Source organism: Streptomyces sp. A 4/2 (genome assembly GCF_940670765.1).
Taxonomy (GTDB): Bacteria; Actinomycetota; Actinomycetes; order Streptomycetales; family Streptomycetaceae; genus Streptomyces.
Map to the genome: position 1 here is coordinate 288,961 of NZ_CALNVW010000017.1, position 21,128 is coordinate 310,088.

The window sequence follows — 21,128 nt, forward strand, 5'->3', positions numbered from 1 at the left end:
GGTGCCGCGCGGACGAACGCCAAGGTCGCGGGCGCCGTGCGGACGAACGCCAAGGTCGCGGGCGCCGTGCGGACGGACGCCAAGGTCGCGGTCAGGTTCGCGGCGCGGGCCCGGCCTGTTTCCAGCTCGCCAGTACGTCCTCGGTCGAGGTGACCGTGGCGACGAGCGCGAGCGTATTGCGGATCATCGCGGGGGTGTAGTCGGCGGGCACCCCCGCGATGGCGTCCGCGGGCACGACCACCGTGTAACCGAGATTGACCGCGTCGAACACCGCGTTGGGGATGGCCACATTCGCCGAGACGCCGGTGACGATCAGCGTGCGGCAGCCCAGATTCCGCAGCAGCGCGTCGACGTCCGTACCGGCGAGCGGCGACAGGCCGTGCAGCCGTCGTACGACGAGGTCCTCGTCCGCCACCGCCACGGGCTCGGCGACGCGGACCGCCTTCGTGCCCGTGTGCTGCTGGACGGGCAGGCGTCCGGCCGCCTTGAAGAGGCGGGCGTTGCGGTTGGCGCCGCGCCCGTCGGGACGCCGCTCCGCCACCGCGTGCATCACCTGCACACCGGTCTCGTGTGCGCGGGCGACCAGCCGGGCGACGTTCGCCAGGGCTCCCGACGCCCTTGCCTCCTCGGCCAGTTCGGGCAGCGCGCTGTCCCGGCCGACGACGCCCTCCTGGCACTCGACGGTGAGCAGTACCGCCGTGTCGGGATCGAGCTGCTGCGCGAGCTGTTCCAACGACGGCATGGGTCCCTCGTCTCTCGTGACGGCCGCCCACCGGGCCGGGGCGCGTGAGGCTAACCCCCATTGCGTCATGAGGGAAGAGACTCCATGATTCCTGACACACCGTCAGACACAAGCACCCCGGGCACGCCGGCGCCGGACTCGGACGCCGGACAGGCACCGGGCACGCGGAGGAGACGCCCATGACCGTCGCACAGCGCAGAGGCCGCCGGATCATGATGACGGACGCGGAGCGCGACACCTTCCTCGCCGAGCAGCGCACCTGCCGGGTGGCCACCGTCTCGGCCGACGGACGGCCGCACATCGGCGCGCTCTGGTTCCTCTGGGACGGCACGTCGCTCTGGCTGTACTCCCTGACCCGCAGCCGCCGCTGGTCACAGCTGTCGGCCGATCCGCGTCTGGCCGTCGTCGTCGACGACGGCGAGGAGTACGGCGAACTGCGCGGCGTGGAGCTCTCGGGCACCGCCGTCTTCGTCGGCGAGGCACCCCGCACGGGCGAGCAGTGCTCCGAACTCGAAGCCCCGGAGCCCCTGTTCGCGCGGAAGAACTTCGGCATGGACGTCATGCCGTACGACGGAAGGCACGCCTGGCTGCGGCTGACCCCGGACGCCGTCGTCTCCTGGGACTTCCGCAAGCTCACTCAGCTCGGCTGACCGCCCAGCGCCTGTCCGGCCTCGTACAGCGCGTCCACCGCCGCCCTGATGGACGGCCTGCGGTCGGCGTCGGCGCGCCAGACCGCGTACACGTGCCGCCGCAGCGCGTCCCGTACGGGAACGGCGCGCACCCCCTCGGGCAACGGGCCGCGCCCGAGCCTCGGCGCCACGCCGACGCCGAGGCCCGCCTCGATCAGCGCCAGCTGGGTGGGGTGCTCACCCGCGACATGGGAGATCTTCGGCTCGAACCCCTTGCCGCCCAGGGTGAGCATCAGCCATTCACGGCAGAACTCACCCTCCGGCCAGGTGATCCACTCGTCCTGCGCGAACTCCTCCAGGTCCACCACCGCCGAGCCGGCCAGCGGATGGCGGGCGGGGACCGCGAGGTCGGCGATGTCGTCGAAGAGGTCGCGCTTCGCCATCCCCTCGGGCATCGGCGTCGGTTTGTTGTACCAGTCGAGGACCACGGCCACGTCGAGATCCCCGCGCACCACACCGCGCACCCCGTCCTCACCCTCCAGCTCCTGCGAGCAGACGGTCAGTTGCGGGTGCCGGTCGCGGAGCGCGGTGAGCACGGCGGGGAGGAGGCCCCGGGCGGCCGTGGGGAAGGCGGAGATCCGCAGCTCCCCCACGACCCGGCCGCGCTGTGCCTCCAGATCGGACTGGGCGAGCTCCACCTGGGACAGGATCCGCGCGGCGTGGTCGGCCAGGAGCCGCCCCGCGTCGGTGAGCCGCACCCCCCGGCCGTTCTTGGCGAGCAGCGGCTGCCCGGCCTCCCGCTCCAGCTTGGCCAGTTGCTGGGAGACCGCAGACGTGGTCACGTGCAGCCCGTCGGCCGCCCCGCTCACCGAGCCGTGCCGGGCCACGGCATCGAGAGTACGCAAACGCTCCAGATTCAACATGTAAGCAATGCTAATCGAATCACTCCACACAGTCTCGCTTGTGCTAAGAAATTGATCGCGCCAGAGTGGTGCGCATGAGCATCGCGACTCCGCCCAGGACCGTGTCAGCGCCGGTCATCGCACCGCCCTCCGGCACGCGCCGCCCCGCCGTCGACTGGCGCGTCCGCTTCGCCGCGCTCTCGCTCATCTGGGGATTCAGCTTCCTGCTGATCAAGGTGGGCACCCACGGCTACGCCCCGTTCCAGGTCACCTTCGGCCGGCTGTTCTTCGGCACGGCCGTGCTCGCCGCGGCCATCGTCGTCAAGCGCGAACGGCTGCCCCGCGGCGCGCGCACCTGGGCGCATCTCGGTGTGGCCGCGTTCCTGCTCAACGCCGCACCGTTCTCGCTCTTCGCCTACGCGGAGCAGACCGCCCCCTCGACGCTCGCCGGGATCTGCAACGCCACCTCGCCGCTCTGGGGGATGGCACTGTCCCTGGTCGCGCTCTCCGAGGACCGTCCCACCCGGCGCCGGGTCGCCGGGCTCGGCCTCGGGTTCCTCGGCGTGCTGACCGTGCTGGGCGTCTGGCAGGGCTTCTCCGGACTGGATCTCCGGGGCACCGCGATGGCCCTGCTGGCCTCGCTCTGCTACCCGATCGGCTGGATCTACGTACGGCGCACGCTGGCCGGTACGGGAAGCTCCAACCTCGCGGTCACCGGCTCCCAGCTCTTCGTCGCGACCGCCCAACTGGCCGTGGTCACCCCGCTGTTCACGTCGGTGCCGAGATCGTTCCCGGTGGCTCCCCTGCTCGCGGTGGCGGCGCTCGGGGCGCTCGGCACGGGTGTCGCCCTGCTGCTGCAGTACGGCCTGGTGGCCGAAGTCGGCCCGACGACCGCCCAGATGGTCACCTACTTCATCCCGGTGATCGCCACGGCGGCCGGCGCGGCACTGCTCGGCGAGAGCCTCAGCTGGAACACGCCGGTCGGCGCCCTAGTCGTCGTCGCGGGAGCGGCACTCACCCAGAGCCGCCCGCGCAGGCCCGGCCGAGCCGCCACCACGGATCAGTCGTAACGCCTGCCGGGTGCGGTCCCGGCCGCTGACGCGACGGCGTCGGCGGCCGGGCCGATGTCGTCCGGAGTCAGCGTGGAAACCGTGAGACGCACTCCGGGAGGCGCGGCCATCCGGAAGCGCGCCCCGGGGGCGACGGCCCAGCCCGCGTGCAGCAGCCGGGCCACCGCCCCGGTCTCGTCGGGTACCGGCACCCACACATTCATCCCGCTGCGGCCGTGCGCCGCGACGCCCCGCTCGCGCAGCGCCCGTACGAGCGCGTCCCTGCGCAGCCCGTACGCCCGGGAGACCTCGGCGACATCGACCGCCCCCGACGTCCACAGCTGCACGACCGCGTACTGCAACAGCCTGCTGACCCACCCCGGGCCGAGCCGCTGGCGGCCCCGCACCCGGTCCACGGTGACGGGGTCCGCGGTCAGTACGGCGAGCCGCAGGTCGGGACCGTAGGCCTTGGAAGTCGACCGCACGAACGCCCAGTTGTCCGTGCAGCCCGCCAGCGGATGCAGCGGCAGGTCCACGATGCCGTGGCCGTGGTCGTCCTCGATGAGCAGCACTTCCGGGTGGTCCCGGAGGACGGCGCGGAGCTGCCGCGCACGGGCGGCGCCGACTGCGGCACCCGTCGGATTCTGCGCGCGGGCGGTGACCACGATCGCGCGGGCACCCTCCCGCAGCGCGCGTTCCGCCTCCTCGGGCAGTGGGCCGTCGTCGTCGAGGGCCATCGGAACGGCGCGCAGCCCCAGCGCCGGGACCAGATCCAGCAGGGCGCCCCAGCCCGGGTCCTCGATGGCGACGGCGTCACCCGGCTTGAGACGGGTGGCCAGGACGCGCTCGATCGCGTCGAGCGACCCGGAGAGTACGGCGACCGGGCCGTCCGGCACCCCGTCGGCGACGAACGCGGCACGGGCGAGCCGTGCCAGCTCCGGCTCGACGGCCTCCTGTCCGTACAGCACGGGCTCCTGGTCGCTGCGCGCCGCCGCTGCCGCCAGGGCCGGGGCGAGCGGGGGGAGCAGAGCCCGGTCGGGATTGCCCGCCGCGACGTCCCGCACCCCGGCGGGGATCTCGATCCGGATCGATTCACGCGCCGTACTGGCGGGCCGGGGGCGCACCCGGCTGCCCCGGCGCCCTGCCGTCTCGATCACCCCGCGGTCGCGCAGCAGCCGGTACGCCGAGGCGACGGTGTTCGGGTTCACCCCGAGATCGGTCGCCAACTCCCGGAGCGGGGGCAGTGGTTGGCCCGGAGCGAGCACACCGGCACCGATCGCGCGCTCCACGCTCGCGGCAATGTCCATTGCACGGTGACCTTCGATCCCATATTCTCCTAGCACAAAGCCAACTATGCACTAGTGCAATAAAGAACGCAAGGGAGAACGTCATGCCGGAGCTTTCCTCCTACCGGTCCACCGAGCGCACCGTCCCCACCCGTTCGCGGGAGCGCGCCTCGTACGACCGCGAACTGGTGCACTCCGTACTCGACGAGGGCTACGTCTGCCACCTCGGCTTCATCCGCGACGGCGCTCCCGTCGTACTGCCCACGCTGTACGCGCGGCGGGACGAGCGCCTGTACATCCACGGTTCGACCGGGTCGCGCCCGCTGCGGGCGGCCGGGGCGCCCGACCCGGGCCTCGCCGTCTGTCTGACCGTCACCCATGTCGACGGTCTGGTACTGGCGCGCTCCGCCTTCCACCACTCGATCAACTACCGCTCCGTGGTGGTCCACGGCACGGCCTACCAGGTCACCGACCCGGAGGAGCAGCGCACCGCGCTCGACACGATCGTCGACCACGTCGTCCCCGGCCGCTCCGCCGACTCACGCCCGGCCGACGCGAAGGAACTCGCCGCGACCGCCGTGGTCCGCCTCGACCTCGACGAGGTCTCGGTCAAGATCCGCACCGGCGACCCCAACGACGAGCCCGCGGACCTCTCGCTGCCGCACTGGGCGGGCGTGGTGCCGCTGGCCCGCGGCTACGGCGCGCCCGTCCCGTCCGGAGACCTCGACCCGGCCGTCGCACTGCCCGGGTACCTCAGGTAGGAACGCGGGCGCTCCCGCAGCCGCGGGCGCTCCTCGGGAATGCCGTCAGACCGGGAACGACTGACGGCGGGCCAGGGACGCCGCCCGCATCTCCCCGTACGCGAGTCCGGCGACCGCGGCGAGCAGCAGCAGGGTGCCGGACACGGTGGCCGCCGTGAGCGGCTCACCCAGCAGCGAGACGGCGATCACCGCCGCGCTCACCGGCTCGATGAGCATGATCACCGAGACGGTGGCCGACCGGACCACGGCGGCCCCCGCGAAGTAGAGGGCGTAGGCGAGAGCCGTGGGGACGACCGCCACGTACGCCAGCAGCCCGGCCACCGTGCCCAGTTCGACGGTGTGCGGCAGCAGCCCCTCGACCACGGCGAGCGGCAGCAGGCAGAGCGTGCCGACCGCGAGTGACCAGGTGGTCGTCGACAGCGGGTCACCGCCGCCGTCCCGGCCGAGGCGGCGCGTCAGCAGGGTCATGACCGCGTATCCGGCGGCCGAGAGCAGGGCCCAGCCGACACCGGCCGGGCGCACGGCCCCGCCTCCGCTGCCCAGGACCAGCACCACGAGGCCGCCCAGCGCGCCCGCGACGGCGATGATCCCGCCGGCCCCCAGCCGCTCCCCCATCGTCAGCCGCGCGCCGACGGCGATGAGCACGGGCCCGGCGCCGAGTGTGACGACGGTGGCCACCGCGAGTCCGGTGTCCTGGACGGCCGCGAAGTAGGCGGCCTGGAAGAGCGTGAACGCGGTCCCGGTGGCCGCGATGCGCAGGACCAGGCGTGCGCGTGGTTCGGCGGGCCCGGTCACCGTGCGCGGGCGGCGCAGCGCCTGCACGGCGAGCAGCACCACGAGCCCGCCCGCGCAGCGCCAGAAGGTCAGGGAGACGGGTCCGAGATCGCTGGCCCGGTAGAGCAGCGAGGCAGCCGCCCCGGCTGTCCCCCAGGCCGCTCCGGCGATGGTCAGATAGGTGAGGCTCCGCCCGACGGACAGGCAGGGAGCAGCATTCGACCGAGATGTCACGTACTTCTCCACGTGAAAGACAGGGGTGGTGGTCGCTGAACTCCGCACGCGGGCAGCGACGAACCGCTCGGGAACACCCCGAGCCCGGTCTACGTCAGAGAGTGCAGCCGCCCGCGCTAAGCGGCGGGGGGCGGAAGGACGGTGAGATGCATGCGGGCAGTGTAGTGCTCTTCGACCCACTGGATCCGGCCGGTAGTTCTACGTCCGGTCGGTCCGGGACGCCGTCGGTCCGACGGGCAACTCGGTCGTCCCCGCAGGAGATCCACCGGCCACCGGCCCCGAAGGCGCCTTCGGCGCGGACGACTGCGCGATGAACGCGCCGAACAGCACCACTGCCCCGCCGATGATCTGCGGCGCGGAGAGATGCTCGCCGAGCAGCACCCAGGCGAGGACGGTCGCGATGACCGCCTCCAGGCAGGCCACCACCCCCGCCACCTGCGGGGAGAGCCTGCGCACCGAGACCACCCCGAAGACGTACGCGACGACGGTGGCGATCAGCACGATCCAGCCGAGCAGCAGCCAGGCGGGAACCGCCGTGCCGTTCATGTCCGCACGGCCCGCGAGCAGCGACCAGTCCATCTGCCACGGCCGGGCGACCGCCGTCAACAGGGCGGTGCCGACGAGCAGTCCGTAGGCGATGACACCCAGCGGGTCGACCCGGTTCTCGCCGTCGCCGCCGTGGTCGGACAGCACGAAGTAGCCGACCTGGCAGCAGGCCGCCCCCAGGGCGAGCAACAGCCCGACGGCATCGAAACTCAGCCCCGACCAGACCTCCACGACGCAGGCGAGACCGCCGACGGCGAGCACCACACCGACGGCCGCGGCACGCGTCACCGGCCTGCGCTGGACGAACCTGACCCAGCCCAGCACGAGGGCGGGCGCAAGGTATTCGATGAGCAGGGCGACACCCACCGGGATGCGGGAGAGCGCGGCGAAGTAGCAGGCCTGCACACCCGCGACCGCGAACAGCCCGAACCCGAGGAGCAACGCGGGCCTGCGCCGTACGAGATCCCGGCGGCGCCAGGCGACAGGCAGCATCACCAGGGCGGCCCCGGCCACCCGCAGCCACACGACGTGCAGCGGGTCGAGCCCCGCTTCGATCAGCGGCTTGGCCGCGACACCTGACCCACCGAATGCGAAGGCCGACACCAGGGCGAGTCCCAGGCCGACGCTCTTCCCCTGAGACGCGTGCATCGGCACATCATGACAGGTGGGGTCAGGAGCGTCACCACCGATGCGCCTGTCAGGTTCCGCCCTTGATGTGGACGTCAGGTTTCGCCCTTGATGTGGGCGTCAGGTTTCGCCCTTGCCGAGCCGCCCCGCCAGCACCTCCGCGTCCACCCCTGCCCGGCCCAGCACCTCGACGGCACGGCAGTCCCGGTCGCTCGCGAGCGCGGCCAGCAGATCAAGGCCGCTCACCTGCCGGTCCCCACGCGTCCCGGCGCGCTCCAGTGCGCCCTCCATCGCCACGACCGCTGCGGGCGACCACCCCGCCACACCGGATTCGGCCACCACGGGAACCGCACCCGAGTCCTCCACCGAACCCTGCCAGCGCAGCCCGTAACCAATGCTGCGCTGGACGAGATAGCCCAGCACCTTGGCAACCTGCGGGCCGCCGTCGAAGGCTGCCCGCACCTCGGGATCCGTTTCGATCACCGAGTGCAGCAGGTGGGCCGTATCGATCTGGTGGTCGCCGTCCCGCAGCGCACGTCGACGTGCACCTGCCACGACCGTCGCCAGCTCCACGGTGAGTCCGGCTTCGATGTCGGCACGGGACGGGGCGGGCTGGTCATCCGGCCGGGTAGGGCTATGCACATCTTCCAGCTCACCAGACTCCTCCGCGCGGAACATCCCCGGCGGGAAGCATTTGGGCATCCGACAGAAGTTGGGCACGGGCTCCCGAGCCATCCTCCTTACGGATGAGATGGCGATTTCACGCCAAAGAGGTGCGCGCCGCCTTGCCACGCTCCCCCTCGCAACCACGACCCGCCCGAATCCGTCTCACTTCGACAGGACCCCAGGCCCACCACGAGACGGAGGAAACTTGCCCCTGTGGATGGTCGCGCTGCTCGCCAGGGACGGAATGCAGTACGTGTACCGGGTCTACGCCCCGCACGACGCGCTGCCCGGCGATCTCTTCTGGGCAGCTTTCCACTGCCATGACGAGAGCGCACGCCCCCGGGCCTCCGACTGGTTCGATTCCGCCGAGATCTGGCAGATCTGACGCTTCATCAGTATTGAATGTTCTCGGCCCAGCGGCTACGTTCCGCGACATCGCAACCCGACGAGAAGGGGTGGTCGCATGGCCGAAGTCAGCGCCGAGGCTCGGATCGAAGCACCGGCCGAGAAGGTGTGGACCCAGCTGACCGACTTCAGCTCGTACGGCGAGTGGAACGCCACACACACCAGCTTCCCCAAGGGCGGCCCGGCCGAGCTCGCGGTCGGGGCCACCTACGAGGAGAACATGAAACTGATGGGCTTCCCCGCGGAGGTGAACTGGACGGTCGACCAGCTGGAAACCACGGCGCTGCTGGTCACCCGTGGCAAGGGACCGATGGGCGTCAACCTCGCGATGCGCTACTCGCTCACGGCGGACGGCGACGCGACCCTGGTCCGCATCGACGGAGAGTTCACCGGCGCGGCCGTGTCGCTGATGGCGGGCAAGCTCAAGGATTCGGCGACCGCCGCGCTCCACGAGTCGCTGCGCAAGCTCGCCGGACTGGTCACCTGACCGCGCGACCCCGCACAGCAGGTGGCGCCCCACGGATCTCCGTGGGGCGCCACCTGCATACCGGCATCTGCCGGGTAGGGCCGAGCCGGCCCCGTACGGGCATCCGCCGGGTAGGGCCGGGCCGGCCGATTCAGTCCTCGTCGGCCAGGATCAGATAGAGCTTCTTCCGGGACTCCCCGATGACGGCCATCGCCTTCTTGCGCTGCTCGGGCGTACCGGTCCTCCAGACCTGACCGAACGCCTCCATCAGACCGAATCCGGCCTGCCGGACCTCGTTCATCGTCTCCCAGTCGCCACCGCGCCCCGCCGCGTCCTCCCAGGGGGCGTCGGGCCCCTCGTCGGCCGCCGTGCGCCCGGACCCGGTGAGCGTGAACAGCTTCTTGCCGCCCTCGCTCTCGCTGGTGATCAGCCCCTCGTCCTCGAGCAGCTGAAGCGTCGGATAGACGGAACCGGGACTGGGGCGCCAGGCCCCGCCACTGCGCTCGCCGATCTCCTGAATCATTTCGTAGCCGTGCATGGCCCGGTCCTTGAGCAGAGCCAGGATCGACGCACGCACGTCACCGCGGCGCGCCCTGCCCCTGGGTCCGCCCCTGCCGCCGCGCCCGCCGAAAGGGCCGCCGAACGGAGGGCCGAACGGACCGAAGGCCCCCCGACGCCCTTCGAAGTCACCCCGACCCTGATGGCCGGGGCCGCCGTTTCCATGTCCATGGGAACGCATCGCGCTCACTTCCTTCCATCGTTGATCTGTCGCGATGCGTCAACGATATATCGGAACTGTTCTTTTAGCAATGCACTCGAAACCGCATACGTGTCCTGTGACAGCGAATCTCGTTCGATTGCCACTGAACTTTGACCACCGGTACGTTCCTGCCACCGAACTTTGACCGTTGAGGTTGGAGGCGTGGTGGGGGCATCGGCTCAGGCGTACGGGGATCCGGCGTTATCTGCCTTTGAGCTGGACTTTCTTGAGTCTGGTGGGCGTCGTCGCGGGCCGTTGGGCCAGTTGTGGAGTACGCGGTTTGAGGGCGTTCAGCCGGTACGTGAGTTCCGGTGGGCGAAGGGTGGGGAGAGCTTCCCGGGCTGGTACTTCGCGGCGACGACCAGCGGTCACGTGGGCTACGAGTCGTGGCTGGAGCGGGACTGTTTGATCTTGCTGGACCGTGATCCGAGGGTTGTCGGGATCGCCTCGCAGCCGTTCTGGTTGCACTGGCAGGACGGTCCTGCACTGCGTCGCCATGCGCCTGACCACTTCGTACGCCTTGCTGACGGGCGGGCCAGGGTGGTCGATGTCCGGTCCGCGGACCGGCTGGACGAACGAACCGGAGAGGCGTTCGCGGCGACGCGTCGGGACTGTGAGGCGGTGGGCTGGGAGTTTGCGTGGATGGGCACGCCCGAGCCGGTGTTCATGGCGAACTTGCGCTGGCTGGCCCGCTACCGGCGGACCCGCTCGGGACGCCCGGAGGGGGTGGCGGCCTCGCTGGTGGAGGTCTTCGAGGAGCCGCTGCCGTTGTGGTCGGGAGCCGGCAGGGTGGGCGATCGGCTGCAGGTCCTGCCGGTCCTGTTTCATCTGCTGTGGTCCGGACGGCTGGGCACGGACCTGGAGTCCGCGGTGCTGGGGGCGGACAGCCTCGTCTGGACAGAAGGGCGGGCGGCATGGGCAGGATGAAGCGGCCGGGTCGGGTCGCGGTCGGTGACCGGGTGCGGTTCGAGGGCCAGATCCGCGGAGTGCTCGCCGTTGCCGCCCAGGCGGTGACGCTGGCGGAGGGCGAAGAGCCGTATCGGGTCGTGCCGTTGCTCGAGTTGTTCGCGGCAGCCGATTTCAAGGTCGTGGACAGCCCGGTTCGGATGCCGTTGCCGGCGGCCTCGCTGCTGGAGGCATTTCCCGCCCGGGAGGTGGAGAGGGCTCTGTGGTGGGAGGGCCACATCCTGGAGGTGCTGCACGGGCTGCCGCCCGGAGCGGAGCCCGGTACGGCGGTCCGGCCTGAGTACGGGCCGGAGCGGTCCTTGACCGCCCGGCAGCGGGCAAAGGCCGCTGAGCTGACTGCCGCTGGTCACAAGGTCTCTGCCAGTACGGTCGCCCACCGTCGGCGTCGCTACCAGGAACGCGGGGTGCTGGGCCTGGCCGATCACCGGCCGGTCCGCAGGACGGCCGAGTTCGGGGAGGTCGACGATGCGGTGGTGGCCGCGATGCGGCAGGCGATCAAGGAAGCGGTGGACGCCTCAACCCGCACGGGGACGTTCATTTTGTGGCGGACCGGCGAGATCCTCAAGGAAGCACCTGGTGGGCAGGGAGTTGGGCTTCCCTCGCAGCGGACGCTCTACCGGCTGCTGGCGAAGCTGACTTCGGGCACTCACACGTCCGGCTCGGCGGTGACCCGCAGGTCCAGGGCCCACGGGGCCACGACGCCGCACGGTGAACTGCCCGTGTTCGCACCGGGCGAGGTCATGCAGATCGACTCCACCTCGCTGGATGTGCTGGTCCTGCTCGACAACGGCGTCACGGGCAGAGTCGAGCTCACCGCCATGATCGATGTCGCCACTAGGACGCTGACAGCGGCGGTGCTGCGGCCGACCACGAAAGCCGTGGATGCCAGCGTGCTGCTGGCCCGCACCGTCACTCCCGAACTGATGCGGCCGGGCTGGGCGGACGCGCTCAGGATGTCCCGCTCGGTGTTGCCGCACCGCAGGCTCCTGGCCCTGGACGAGCGTCTGGCCCATGCGGCGGCCCGGCCGGTGATCGTCCCGGAGGTCATCGTCTGTGATCACGGCAAGGCCTTCCTCTCCCGCAACTTCATCTCCTCCTGCCGGTTCTTGGAGATCGAAGTGCAGCCGGCCCATCAGTGCTCGCCCTTCGAGAAGGGGCATATCGAGAAGATGCTGGGCTCGGTGGCCACGCTGTTCGCACAGTTCCTGCCCACCTACACCGGCCGCAGCGTCGAACACCGCGGCCGGCACCTGGAACGCGAACGGGTGTGGTCGCTGCTGGAGTTGCAGGAGCTGCTGGACGAGTGGATCGTCGACCACTTTACCGACCGCGGGAGCTCATGTTCCGGCTCTGACCTGCGGTGATTCATAGACTACATGTCCGCGACGGTCAGGTGAGGCCGTTTCCGTAGCTCATCTGGGTGGTCTCGTGTGTCGGCTGCATGCTCACGGTGTCGCAGGGTTTCCGGTATTCGCGGGGCAGTCGTGCTGGTGGGGCTGGGGTCCTGCGATGTTGAGGACGGGGTCTTCTCCTTCGGGGATTTCGAAGACGAAGACGACGCCGGAGGCCGTGGCCTGGACCGAGCACTGGTTGTCGAAGGTCAGCGGTGTGTAGGGCTGCCAGGCGCAACCGGTGCGGTCGAGAGATTCGATCACGTCGGCGTACTTGATCTTGCCGGGGAATGTCTCCCTGCCGACCAGGCCGATGGGGAGATCGATGACATCACGCCAGGTCTGGAGACAGATCAGGATGATCTTCTGGCAGCGGCAGACACTCAGCTCAAGGTCGCCGTAGGCGAACAGACGCGGCCACGATCGACGCTTCCCGATGACCACTTCAAAGGGCTCACCGAGGGCCGCAGTGACCTCGTCCCAGGCGGCGCCGTTCGAGACCGGACCCAGCCGTCCCGACTGGGCGAGTTCCGTTAGGACGTCGAGTAGCTCCATGGGGCAGGAGCCTGTCATCTGCGGCGATGGGCTGTCCAACGGCTTTGGGTGAGGTGGGGCGAGGAAAGCATGGAGGCGTGTCGTTGATCAGTCGGGCTGAGCCATCCCGCGGTGGCGGTGGGCGTTGTCGAACAGAGCCCAGCCGTCGAGTTCGAAGTAGAACCAAATGCCTTCTTCATCCCAGTAACAGCGGAGCCACTTCGTCACTCGGCCACGATAAGTCGCGCCTGCGACAAGGGCTGGCCTGGCTCCGCGCGTGCCAGCTTCCGAGGCTGGTCAAGGGTCTGAGGGCGCGTCGATTGCTCCGGCTGAGCGGAGCGCGCGGCCGAGGTCTCCGACGAGAATCCGCGGGTGGCGGCGCCACCACATGTCGTCGGGATCGAAACGGCTGATCCAGTGGAACTGGGACAGTGCCTGGCCGTCGTCGAAGGCGGTCGCGGCCCGGAAGCGGTTGTCGAGTTCCTGGATCCGCTGGTTCCAGGCCACGAGCACGTGCCCGGGCAGGAGAACCCACGCCTCGTGGAGCCAGTTCCGGCTGTAGAGGTCGTTGGTGTACTCGTCGATGAAATCCTCGTAGCCGTTCTCAACGGTCCCGACGAGCGAGGCCCACTGGTCGACCATCTCTGTGACGGTGAACGCCTTGCGCCAGCCGCGCCCGTGCAGTACCTCGCCTGCCGCTGGGTCGTCCTGGGGCTCCATGCTGGGGATGTTCGCATGACCCCGGCTGGTGCGGCTACTGGCTTTCCCCGGCTTCGAGACCGAGGGGGCTGTTCATGTATCGCGTCCGATTGGACGCGTCCAGACCGGGAACGGCGGCGGCACGGCTTCCGCCCGGTCCTGGCCGTCGGACTCGAATGACGTGAGTTCGGTCCACGGTACCGAGCCGGGGTCACTGTCGTCGAGGAAGCTGGTGATGATCGGTTCGAGCATCTCGGTCAGCACGTAGTTGCCAGCGAACGGGAGCGATTCCGGGGGTTGGGAGGAAGTCGAACAGCGCAGTTGTCCGGCTTGGTCGTCGTGCCAGACGTAGAAGGTGGCGGACCCGTGCAGACCGAGGGCCCGAATGCGGTCACGCAACGCCCTCGCTGTGCTCTCGAAGGCGGCAGCCACCTCCTCCACGGACAGCGTCGCCCGCTCCTCGGCGTCGGTGCCGAGATGCCAGGTGTTGGTCTGCGACTCGGTCGCCTGGTTGCCCGGGTCCAGGACCAAGGGCTCGTCCGCGACCTCTGCGATGAACGTCAACAGCATCGGCCCAGTCTGCACTACCCGCGGTGGCCGCCCCGCCACGGGCGCGGCGGCCACCGGTCATGTCGGATCAGCCCGCCGGAGCCGCGATCTGGGCTTCAAGGTCGGCGACGCGGCGGTCCTGGAAGCGGAGGTTGGAGCGGGCTGCCTTGAGGCGTTCGTCGAGAGTGCGGTTGTCGGCGGTGAGCTGGCGGACGCGCTGCTTGAGGGTGGTGTTCTCGGTGGTGATCCGCTGGAGGGTCTCTTCTGTCCACTCGGCTTGCAAGTCGCGGACCTGGCCGAGGAGTTCACCGATTCGGGTGCGCTGGGACTGGATCTCGGCGTGGGCGGTCTTGAGGGCCTCCTCGGCGTTCAGCGCGCGTTCACGCCAGGTCGCCTCGCGCTGGTCCTCCTGCTCGGCGAGGCTTCGGTGGCGGTGGTCGCCGGCCTCGGTCAGTGCTGCGGCGACAGCGGCTCTGGCCTCGCGGTTGTCGTAGAGGAAGGTGCGGGAGACGTCCGCGCGGCGGGCGACAGCGGCGACGCTGATCTGGGCCTTCTCCCGGCGGAGGCGGGTGATGGCCTCATGGACGCGTCCGAGCGCGGTCTGTGTCTTGCGGTGCCGGGCGGCGAGAGCCGCGGCGGTGCGGTCCGGGGGGACGGTGTTGGTGTTCATGCGACCTGCCCTGCCATGTCGTCCGCGCCCTCCGAGCCGGCGTCGGCGAGGTCGGCCGCGCGGAACGCGGTGGACCAGATCCGCTCGAAGTAGTCCTGGGGTTTGCGCAGGTCCAGGGCGAGGGCGTCGTCGAGGAGGCCCAGTCCTGCGAGGGCTTTCTCCAGGCCGTCGATGGCGCGGGCGGTGGGCTCGAAGTAGCGGTGGAGGTAGTCGGCGGTGGTGTCGTCCGGGGCGCCTTCGGCCAGCAGCCGCCACTGCTCGCGCTTGCGTCGCCAGTAGAGCAGGTCGGCGCCGGAGAGCACGAACTTGTCGCAGTTGTGGCAGTCCAGGTTCCACGGGCAGGCGTCGCCGTCGACGACGGGCTGGAAGGTGCAGAAGCCACCCTCGGCCGGGGTGCTGCGGCGGGACAGGTCGACGGCGATGGCCTGGGCCTGCTCGCGGGTGAGCGGGGTCGCCGGTTCGGTGAGGAGTTCGCCGGGCTTGGCGGTGCCGGGGCCGGCGACCCAGAGGTGCTGCAGGACATCCTCCAGGTCGGACTGGGTCAGGTGGATGTAGTGCTCGGCCATCCGCTCCGAGACGTGGCCGAGGTAGCGGCGGACGTGGGTCAAAGTCGCGCCGGCCCGCAGCAGGCTGGTCGCCAGCGAGTGGCGGGCCTGGTGGGGAACCCCTCGGCCGATGTCGAGGTCGTCGATCCAGGGCTTGAAGCCCTTATGGAACCATTTATAGCTGAGCGGCCGGCGTCCGTCGCGGTTGCGGATGTTGGTGGGGAACAGCGCCATATGGGCGCGTTCCTCGGCGGTGGGCGGCCGGTTGTTCCGGGCCTCGAACAGGGTCAGGGTCTTTTGCTGGCGGACTCCCAGGAGCTGGTGGACGCGCTCGGGGATCCGCAGGGCCTGGTCGTAGTTGCCCACCTTGGTCTGGTCGTGCCAGAGCATCGGCAGTCCGCCGTAGCGGCCGAGGCAGTCCAGGCGGAGCTGGAGGACCTCGCCGCAGCGGCGGCCGGTGACGAGGATGGTCTCCCAGGCGTCCCGCAGGCCGCGGTCGAACGTATCGTGGGTCTCGGCGAGCCGGCTCAGGTTGGTCTCGTCGGCGAGCGCGCGGGCGACATCGTCGGAGAACGGCTGCCGAGAGCGGCTGATCATCCGCCCGGGGGCAGGCATGGCCGCGATGAACGCCCGGTCCAGGCCGAGGCGTTCGGCCTCCCCCGACTCCAGTGCCCCGCGCAGGAGCCGCCTGGTGCGATGGAAGACGCGCTGTCGGGTGTTGGCGGTCACGATCGACGGCTTGCCGTGGACGCCTCTGGCCGCGAGCGAGACGAGGCCGTCCCGCTCGCGTTGCCGCTGGTCGGCGACGAACTGGTGCATGTGGTCGGCCGTCAGAGCCCGCGGGTCGTGGCCGCCGGCGGGAGCCTGGAGTTCCAGGAAGGTGCTCAGCTCCAGGCCGGCTCGGCGCATGTCGTCGAAGGTGCCTCCACTGCGCGGGCAGCTGGGAGAACGCAGGATCGCGACCAGGTGGTCCCAGATCAGGTCGCGCAGCCATCGCTGGGAGACGCCGGTGAGGTCCATGTGGGTCGAGCGGCCGGTGAGTTTCCGTCCGAAGTGCTCGGTGAGGATGTATCCGAGTTCGCGCGTCTCGATCGGCGTCACGTAGAGGGGGTGCAACCAGTCGGTCACGGCCCGGATAATGTGGACTGCCTCGCGGCTGACCGCCTTCTGCAGAAGCCGTTCCTCCTCGGGACCCGTGTCTGTCAGCGAACGCAGGCCGTGCTCGCGGGCGAAGTTCGCCAGGCCCTGCCAGGTGACCAGTTCCCAGCGGCCGTGGGCCTTCTGGGTGTAGGCGAACATGCCCCACTTGATCTCGGCCCGCAGCAGCGGGTGCAGGCCCCGGAGGTTGACCTGCGCGGGGCGGAGCACGGCCGGGGCGGTCGCGCACCAGCGCTGGAAGGCGTGCTCGTCCTGGTAGCTGACCGGCGCGACCAGCCCTCGGCGCCCGTAGCGGTTGCCCCACTGCGACGGCAGGGCCGCTCCACCAGGTCTGCCGTCCCTGCCGTAGCGGCGCTCGTGCCGGAAACACAGCCCGAGCGGGGAGTCCGCCAGTTCCGGGCAGACCTGGACCCGGCAACTGCCGAAGCCGGGCAGCGCGTGCTCATCGACGAGCCAGTCGTCGAAGTCGGCGTCGCCGTCGCGGCGGCCGCGATGGTTGTACCAACGGAACTCGTGGTAGTGGCAGAGCTCCAGAGCGAGGTGACGGGAGGGCCGTCCCGGGCAGATCTGGCAGGAGCGTTGCTCGACCCCATCCCCGAGGCCGACGGGCGCCGCGGTGCGGAGGAACTCGGCTCGCGTTCCTCCCCGGTCGCGGTGCTCGCGCCAGAGCATCTCGTGGGTTGAGCACAGGTCGCCGTGCCCCATCGTGGACCTCTCGCACTCCGCCGTCAGGCAGTTCCACCGGTAGACCGGGTGGTTCGGCGGGACCTTGACGATGTCGGGGCGGAACAGCTGGTCGAACGACGGGGTGCTGATCAGCGCCGTGAGGACTTCCAGCCGGTCCCGGCCGGTGCGGGTGCCCTGCTGCGGCAACAGGGTCGTCACGGTCACTTCGGCTCACCCCAGACCGTGCGCAGGGCCGCGTCGAAAGCGGGATCGTGGATGTCGACGTGACCGTAGACCTCGTCAACCGTGGCGGCCGAGGACCAGCCGCCGGCGTCGCGGGCGATCAGCAGGTTGCCGTCCGATGCGTCGAGAACCGCGCTGGTGAAGTTGTGGCGGAAGGCATGGGGTTTCACCAGGCCCAGGCCAGCCCGCTTTCCGGCGCGGCCCAGCATCCGGCGGGCTCCGACGGGTGCCCACGGCTGGCCGGTGCCGGGGCCGTGGAGCTGGACCAGGAGCATCCCGTGCCCGGCGTCACCGCGCGGATACTCACCGCCGGTGAGGTACTCGAAGTAGGTGTGCACCATCGCCGGGCTGACCCGCTTGATCAGCCCGCCGGTCACCGTGCCGTGCTCGATCCGCCAGGGGTGCTTGGTCTTCGCCTCGGCCCGGTTCGGGTTGTCCGGCCGGTGGCAGACGTGCAGGTGAGGGCTGCGGCACTCGCCGCAGGCCGCGTTCTCGCGCAGGTGCAGGTCCACCAGGTGCAGCCCGCAGAGCTCGCCGATCCGCAGGCCGCCGTCGGCCAGCCAGGTCACCAGCAGCCGGTCCCGGGCCGAGTTCACGGTCTCCAGCAGTCGCTCGCGGGCCCCGTCCGGCAGCATCTTCGGATGCCGGCGGTGCGATCCCTTCGGCGCGAGCGGGTTCGCGGGCATGGCCGTCTTCACGTGCCCCAGGAGCGAGCGGTGACGGTCCACCCGCGACGGCAGCCGAGTGCCGTCGAGCTTCTCCCCGAGCTCGACGTTGACGCCGAGGGAGGCTTGGCGCAGGTAGAAGCCCTTCACGCAGGAGGCCGCCGCCGACAGGGCGGACCGGCCGTAGGGGCACTTGCCCACTCGCCACGGCTCCCCGAGCGGCATGCGGACCTCGGCCCCGACCATGCCCATGTACCGCTCCAGGTCGCGCAGTTGGACCGTGCTGAACGCCAGGCACTCGCGCTCCAGCCAGCGCAGATGGTCCACCAGCAGATAGGCGTAGGTCCGCTGTGTGCCGGAGCCGTCGTGCTGGCGTAGGAACCGGTCTGCTTCAACGTGGACCGTGCCCTCGGGCCAGAGGATCGTCCAGGACCTCCGCCCGCCCTTCCGCTCGATCTGCTGGACCCTCAAGTCCCCGATGATGACGTGTCGTGCCACTCGTCCTCCGTACGACTCCGGAACATGACAGACGTCCCGGTCCCGGTCGGTAAACGAGCCCATGACGCCCACGTCACAGGCCCAGACGGACATCAAGGGCAGCACAACTCACGGTCGGTAAAGCGAAGTGGCAGAACCGCAAGCACGACGGTCTGCGCGATCCGGTCCACCCGGGCCGGCTGTTCACGCCGAACGAGAAGTACGCCGCCTTGGTGGAGGCCTGCGGCTACGTCCCAGTCGCACTCAGCGGCGACGACTACGTCGAACTCCTGCCCGCGGAATGGCGGGTGGTCAACGACTACGGCATCCGGATCAAGAACCGCACCTACGACAGCCGGGCGTTGGGGCCGATGCGCCGCCAGAACTCCGGGGTCCGGGCGAAACGCGGCCTCTGGGAGGTCCACCGCGACCCCTACGACGTCTCCCGGATCTGGGTACGCAACCACCGCGGTGACAACGAGTGGGTCCCGGCCACCTGGAAGTTCCTCAACCGGGCACCGATTCCCTTCGGCGACCTGGCCTGGGACCACGTCAGCCACCAGCTACCCCGCGCCACCGAGGCGGAGATCGCCGACGCGGTCGCCGCCCTGCTCACCCGAGCCCACGGCGGCCCGCAGACCGAGCAGGGACCGGGGCCCGGCAAACGCGACCGGCGGGTGGCGGCCCGCACGAAAGCCGCAGGCCCGCTCACCCCGGCATCCGTTACCGGTGCTCAGGCGGAGCCAGAGGACGAAGCGGACGAGAGCGAGGAGTCGGTGGCCGAGGTGATCCCGCTCGGACTGTTCGACCCGCTGGAAGACCCCTGGAAGCGCTCATGACGGCATCGTCCGCGCTGCCCCAGGACTCCCAGCGGCACTTGACCACGATCGACGGCTGGCGCCGCTTCGTCGAAGGGCCACCGGGTCCGCCGCCCCGGCTGACCGACGCTCAGTACGACGCGCTGGGCGAGGCCGGCCAGGCGGCCTTCGACGAGGCCCGTCTTGACCATCACGGCCGTCTTCTGGTGGTCGCCACCTCCGTCGTCCGGCACACCGTCGCCACCGGACGCCGCCTGGTCGTGCTGAACCGGCACGCGATCAGTGCCCGCCGGGGCCTGATCGTCTCCGGCCCCGCCGGCACCGGGAAGACCATCGCGATCACCCAGCTCGGTCTGTCCCACGAACTGCTGGACCGGGCCCGGCACCCCACCGCCACCGACCGCAAGCCGGTCATCTACATCACCGTCCCGCCCGCCGCGACCCCTCGCATGATCGCGGCCGAGTTCGCCCGTTTCCTCGGGCTGCCGGTGATGGCCCGCATGAACATCACCGACCTCATCGAGTCCGTCGTCGGTGTCTGCACCGACGCCCGCACCGGCATGATCCTGGTCGACGAACTCCACAACATCTCGCTCACCACCCAGCACGGCGCCGAAGTCGCCGACACCCTCAAGTACTTCTCCGAGCGGATCCCCGCGACGTTCATCTACGCGGGCATCGACATCGAGCACGGCAGCCTGCTGACCGGCACCCGCGGGGCCCAGATCGCCGGCCGTTTCACCCTGATCCCCACCCACCCCTTCCCTTACAACAGTGAGTGGCGGGGCCTGGTCGCCACCATGGAGAAGACCCTCGCCCTGCGGCGGCACCGGCCCGGCACCCTGGCGAGACTGGACCGCTACCTGCACGACCGCACCGGCGGCATGATCGGCGCCCTCTCCCACCAGATCCGCGGAGCCGCGATCGACGCGATTTTCAATGACACCGAGAAGATCACCAAAGCCGGGCTGAAGGCCGTCCCACTGGACGTCGCCGCCGAATCGCCTCACTTCCGCGGGCCCAGGTCCTCCCGATGACCCACGAGAACGTCCGCGTCCTGCCCTTCCAGGTCCGGCCCCGGTCCGGCGAAGGCATCCGGTCCTTCATCGTCCGCCTGGCACACGCCAACCATCTTCCGCCCCGCTACCTGCGGACCTACCTCTGCGAACCGCCCGAACATCTCGGTCTTCCCAGCTGGACACGGCTGGCCGCCGCGACCGGCCGCGCCCCGGAGACGCTGGTGGCCACCCTGGAAACGAGGCGCTGCCTGGAGTGCGACGCGGAGATACCGCCCTCCGACGTCATCGGCCGCCAGGCCCTGCGCTGTTCCCAGGCCTGCCGCGAAAAGGCATACCGGAAACGGCATCCTCGGGCTCCAGTACAGAAGGCCCCCTGCAGAGAGTGCGGCAAGAGCATGAAGATCCAGCCCGGACAGCGTTATCGCCTGTGTTCATCCGCCTGCCGACGGGCCAACTACCTCAAACATGAAGAAAAGTGGTTGGCCGAAGCAGACCCGGCTGATCCATCCGGACCGCGCATCTGCCCCGTCTGCGACGGCCCGATGTTCTCGGCAGCACGCCGGACATGCTCAGACCGATGCCGCCAGCGAGCACGTCGCCAACAGCTCAGGCAGCCTCCCGCGAACCCACCTTCTCCACCGCCGGTGTCATCGCCGACACCACAGCCCGCACCACCACCCCAGCCACCCGAACCAGCCCCCACGGCATCAACGAGGCCCTGCGAGACCTGCGGAGAACCACTACCAGCAGGGCCCTGCCAGCAACAACGCCGGACGTGCTCACAGCGCTGCCGCCAGAAGGCATACCGGCAGCGGAAGGCCCAACTGGCCCCGCCTAGGCTGGCGCGGTGACTGATGAGCAGAAACGGGTGCAGCCGTCGG

The 21,128-nt window shown here is 70.2% G+C and carries 21 protein-coding genes and 1 pseudogene; 9 read left to right on the plus strand and 13 right to left on the minus strand.

All coding sequences use genetic code 11. The features are described from left to right. Positions 1 to 91: 91 nt before the first annotated feature. Positions 92 to 742, minus strand: a complete 651-nt coding sequence (locus NBY69_RS12195) for a cysteine hydrolase (RefSeq protein ID WP_250300823.1) — start codon at positions 740 to 742, stop codon at positions 92 to 94. Positions 743 to 921: 179 nt separating this feature from the next. Between NBY69_RS12195 and NBY69_RS12200 the strand changes: the two genes are divergently transcribed. Next, positions 922 to 1,392 (plus strand): pyridoxamine 5'-phosphate oxidase family protein, encoded by a 471-nt coding sequence (locus NBY69_RS12200; protein ID WP_250300824.1) that lies wholly within the window; start codon positions 922 to 924, stop codon positions 1,390 to 1,392. Here NBY69_RS12200 and NBY69_RS12205 read toward each other — a convergent pair. Then, on the minus strand, positions 1,380 to 2,294 hold the full coding sequence (locus NBY69_RS12205) for a LysR family transcriptional regulator (RefSeq protein ID WP_250300825.1): 915 nt from the start codon (positions 2,292 to 2,294) through the stop codon (positions 1,380 to 1,382). The genes NBY69_RS12200 and NBY69_RS12205 overlap by 13 nt on opposite strands. Before the next feature lie 74 nt (positions 2,295 to 2,368). Between NBY69_RS12205 and NBY69_RS12210 the strand changes: the two genes are divergently transcribed. Beyond that, positions 2,369 to 3,343 carry a DMT family transporter gene (locus tag NBY69_RS12210; RefSeq protein ID WP_250300826.1) on the plus strand — a complete coding sequence of 325 codons (975 nt, stop codon included), beginning with the start codon at positions 2,369 to 2,371 and terminating at the stop codon, positions 3,341 to 3,343. Here the strand turns inward: NBY69_RS12210 and NBY69_RS12215 are convergent. Beyond that, positions 3,334 to 4,665 carry an aminotransferase class I/II-fold pyridoxal phosphate-dependent enzyme gene (locus NBY69_RS12215; protein WP_250300827.1) on the minus strand — a complete coding sequence of 444 codons (1,332 nt, stop codon included), beginning with the start codon at positions 4,663 to 4,665 and terminating at the stop codon, positions 3,334 to 3,336. The genes NBY69_RS12210 and NBY69_RS12215 overlap by 10 nt on opposite strands. A gap of 47 nt (positions 4,666 to 4,712) precedes the next feature. Here NBY69_RS12215 and NBY69_RS12220 point away from each other — a divergent pair, with 47 nt between their 5' ends. After that, positions 4,713 to 5,369: a pyridoxamine 5'-phosphate oxidase family protein gene (locus NBY69_RS12220; RefSeq protein WP_250300828.1), complete on the plus strand. Its 657-nt coding sequence runs from the start codon at positions 4,713 to 4,715 to the stop codon at positions 5,367 to 5,369. Positions 5,370 to 5,414: 45 nt separating this feature from the next. On the opposite strand, the gene NBY69_RS12225 is transcribed toward NBY69_RS12220, so the two are convergent. From NBY69_RS12225 to NBY69_RS12235, 3 genes are all read right to left on the minus strand, one after another. Next, on the minus strand, positions 5,415 to 6,377 hold the full coding sequence (locus NBY69_RS12225) for a DMT family transporter (RefSeq protein ID WP_250300829.1): 963 nt from the start codon (positions 6,375 to 6,377) through the stop codon (positions 5,415 to 5,417). Positions 6,378 to 6,575: 198 nt separating this feature from the next. After that, entirely contained in the window at positions 6,576 to 7,571 is a 996-nt protein-coding gene (locus NBY69_RS12230; protein ID WP_250300830.1) for a DMT family transporter, read from the minus strand. A gap of 99 nt (positions 7,572 to 7,670) precedes the next feature. Beyond that, entirely contained in the window at positions 7,671 to 8,228 is a 558-nt protein-coding gene (locus NBY69_RS12235) for a Clp protease N-terminal domain-containing protein (protein WP_374211263.1), read from the minus strand. A 193-nt stretch (positions 8,229 to 8,421) separates the two neighbouring features. Between NBY69_RS12235 and NBY69_RS12240 the strand changes: the two genes are divergently transcribed. Both NBY69_RS12240 and NBY69_RS12245 read left to right on the plus strand, forming a co-directional pair. Then, the gene (locus NBY69_RS12240; RefSeq protein ID WP_250300880.1) at positions 8,422 to 8,601 is read left to right on the plus strand and encodes a hypothetical protein; all 180 of its coding nucleotides are present in this window, start codon (positions 8,422 to 8,424) and stop codon (positions 8,599 to 8,601) included. Positions 8,602 to 8,679: 78 nt separating this feature from the next. Further along, on the plus strand, positions 8,680 to 9,108 hold the full coding sequence (locus NBY69_RS12245) for an SRPBCC family protein (RefSeq protein WP_250300832.1): 429 nt from the start codon (positions 8,680 to 8,682) through the stop codon (positions 9,106 to 9,108). A 130-nt stretch (positions 9,109 to 9,238) separates the two neighbouring features. Here the strand turns inward: NBY69_RS12245 and NBY69_RS12250 are convergent, their stop codons facing one another. After that, on the minus strand, positions 9,239 to 9,826 hold the full coding sequence (locus NBY69_RS12250) for a PadR family transcriptional regulator (protein ID WP_250300833.1): 588 nt from the start codon (positions 9,824 to 9,826) through the stop codon (positions 9,239 to 9,241). Between the two features lie 237 nt (positions 9,827 to 10,063). Here NBY69_RS12250 and NBY69_RS12255 point away from each other — a divergent pair, with 237 nt between their 5' ends. Further along, positions 10,064 to 10,774, plus strand: a complete 711-nt coding sequence (locus NBY69_RS12255) for a TnsA-like heteromeric transposase endonuclease subunit (protein ID WP_250300875.1) — start codon at positions 10,064 to 10,066, stop codon at positions 10,772 to 10,774. After that, positions 10,762 to 12,177, plus strand: a complete 1,416-nt coding sequence (locus tag NBY69_RS12260; RefSeq protein ID WP_250300834.1) for a hypothetical protein — start codon at positions 10,762 to 10,764, stop codon at positions 12,175 to 12,177. The genes NBY69_RS12255 and NBY69_RS12260 overlap by 13 nt, the downstream gene beginning before the upstream one ends. 81 nt (positions 12,178 to 12,258) lie before the next feature. Here the strand turns inward: NBY69_RS12260 and NBY69_RS12265 are convergent, their stop codons facing one another. The 6 genes from NBY69_RS12265 to NBY69_RS12290 all read right to left on the minus strand — a co-directional run bounded on the left by NBY69_RS12265 (position 12,259) and on the right by NBY69_RS12290 (position 18,431). Next, complete coding sequence (locus tag NBY69_RS12265; protein WP_250300835.1) at positions 12,259 to 12,759, minus strand: hypothetical protein; 501 nt, start codon at positions 12,757 to 12,759, stop codon at positions 12,259 to 12,261. A gap of 276 nt (positions 12,760 to 13,035) precedes the next feature. Then, positions 13,036 to 13,458: a hypothetical protein gene (locus NBY69_RS12270; protein ID WP_250300836.1), complete on the minus strand. Its 423-nt coding sequence runs from the start codon at positions 13,456 to 13,458 to the stop codon at positions 13,036 to 13,038. 72 nt (positions 13,459 to 13,530) lie between these two features. Continuing rightward, the gene (locus NBY69_RS12275; RefSeq protein WP_250300837.1) at positions 13,531 to 14,007 is read right to left on the minus strand and encodes a hypothetical protein; all 477 of its coding nucleotides are present in this window, start codon (positions 14,005 to 14,007) and stop codon (positions 13,531 to 13,533) included. 67 nt (positions 14,008 to 14,074) lie between these two features. Continuing rightward, on the minus strand, positions 14,075 to 14,656 hold the full coding sequence (locus NBY69_RS12280; RefSeq protein WP_250300838.1) for a DUF6262 family protein: 582 nt from the start codon (positions 14,654 to 14,656) through the stop codon (positions 14,075 to 14,077). Beyond that, the gene (locus NBY69_RS12285; protein ID WP_250300839.1) at positions 14,653 to 17,250 is read right to left on the minus strand and encodes a site-specific integrase; all 2,598 of its coding nucleotides are present in this window, start codon (positions 17,248 to 17,250) and stop codon (positions 14,653 to 14,655) included. Before NBY69_RS12285 ends, NBY69_RS12280 begins: the two co-directional genes overlap by 4 nt. Further along, the gene (locus NBY69_RS12290) at positions 17,247 to 18,431 is read right to left on the minus strand and encodes a tyrosine-type recombinase/integrase (RefSeq protein WP_250300840.1); all 1,185 of its coding nucleotides are present in this window, start codon (positions 18,429 to 18,431) and stop codon (positions 17,247 to 17,249) included. Before NBY69_RS12290 ends, NBY69_RS12285 begins: the two co-directional genes overlap by 4 nt. 122 nt (positions 18,432 to 18,553) lie before the next feature. Between NBY69_RS12290 and NBY69_RS12295 the strand changes: the two are divergent. Together NBY69_RS12295 and NBY69_RS12300 are read left to right on the plus strand one after the other, a co-directional pair. After that, positions 18,554 to 19,249 (plus strand): annotated as a pseudogene (locus NBY69_RS12295) (Mu transposase C-terminal domain-containing protein); the annotation flags it as partial. Next, a complete protein-coding gene (locus tag NBY69_RS12300; RefSeq protein WP_250300841.1) occupies positions 19,246 to 20,265 on the plus strand; it encodes an ATP-binding protein in 1,020 nt (339 codons plus the stop codon). The pseudogene NBY69_RS12295 and the gene NBY69_RS12300, both read left to right, overlap by 4 nt. Positions 20,266 to 21,128 lie beyond the last annotated feature (863 nt).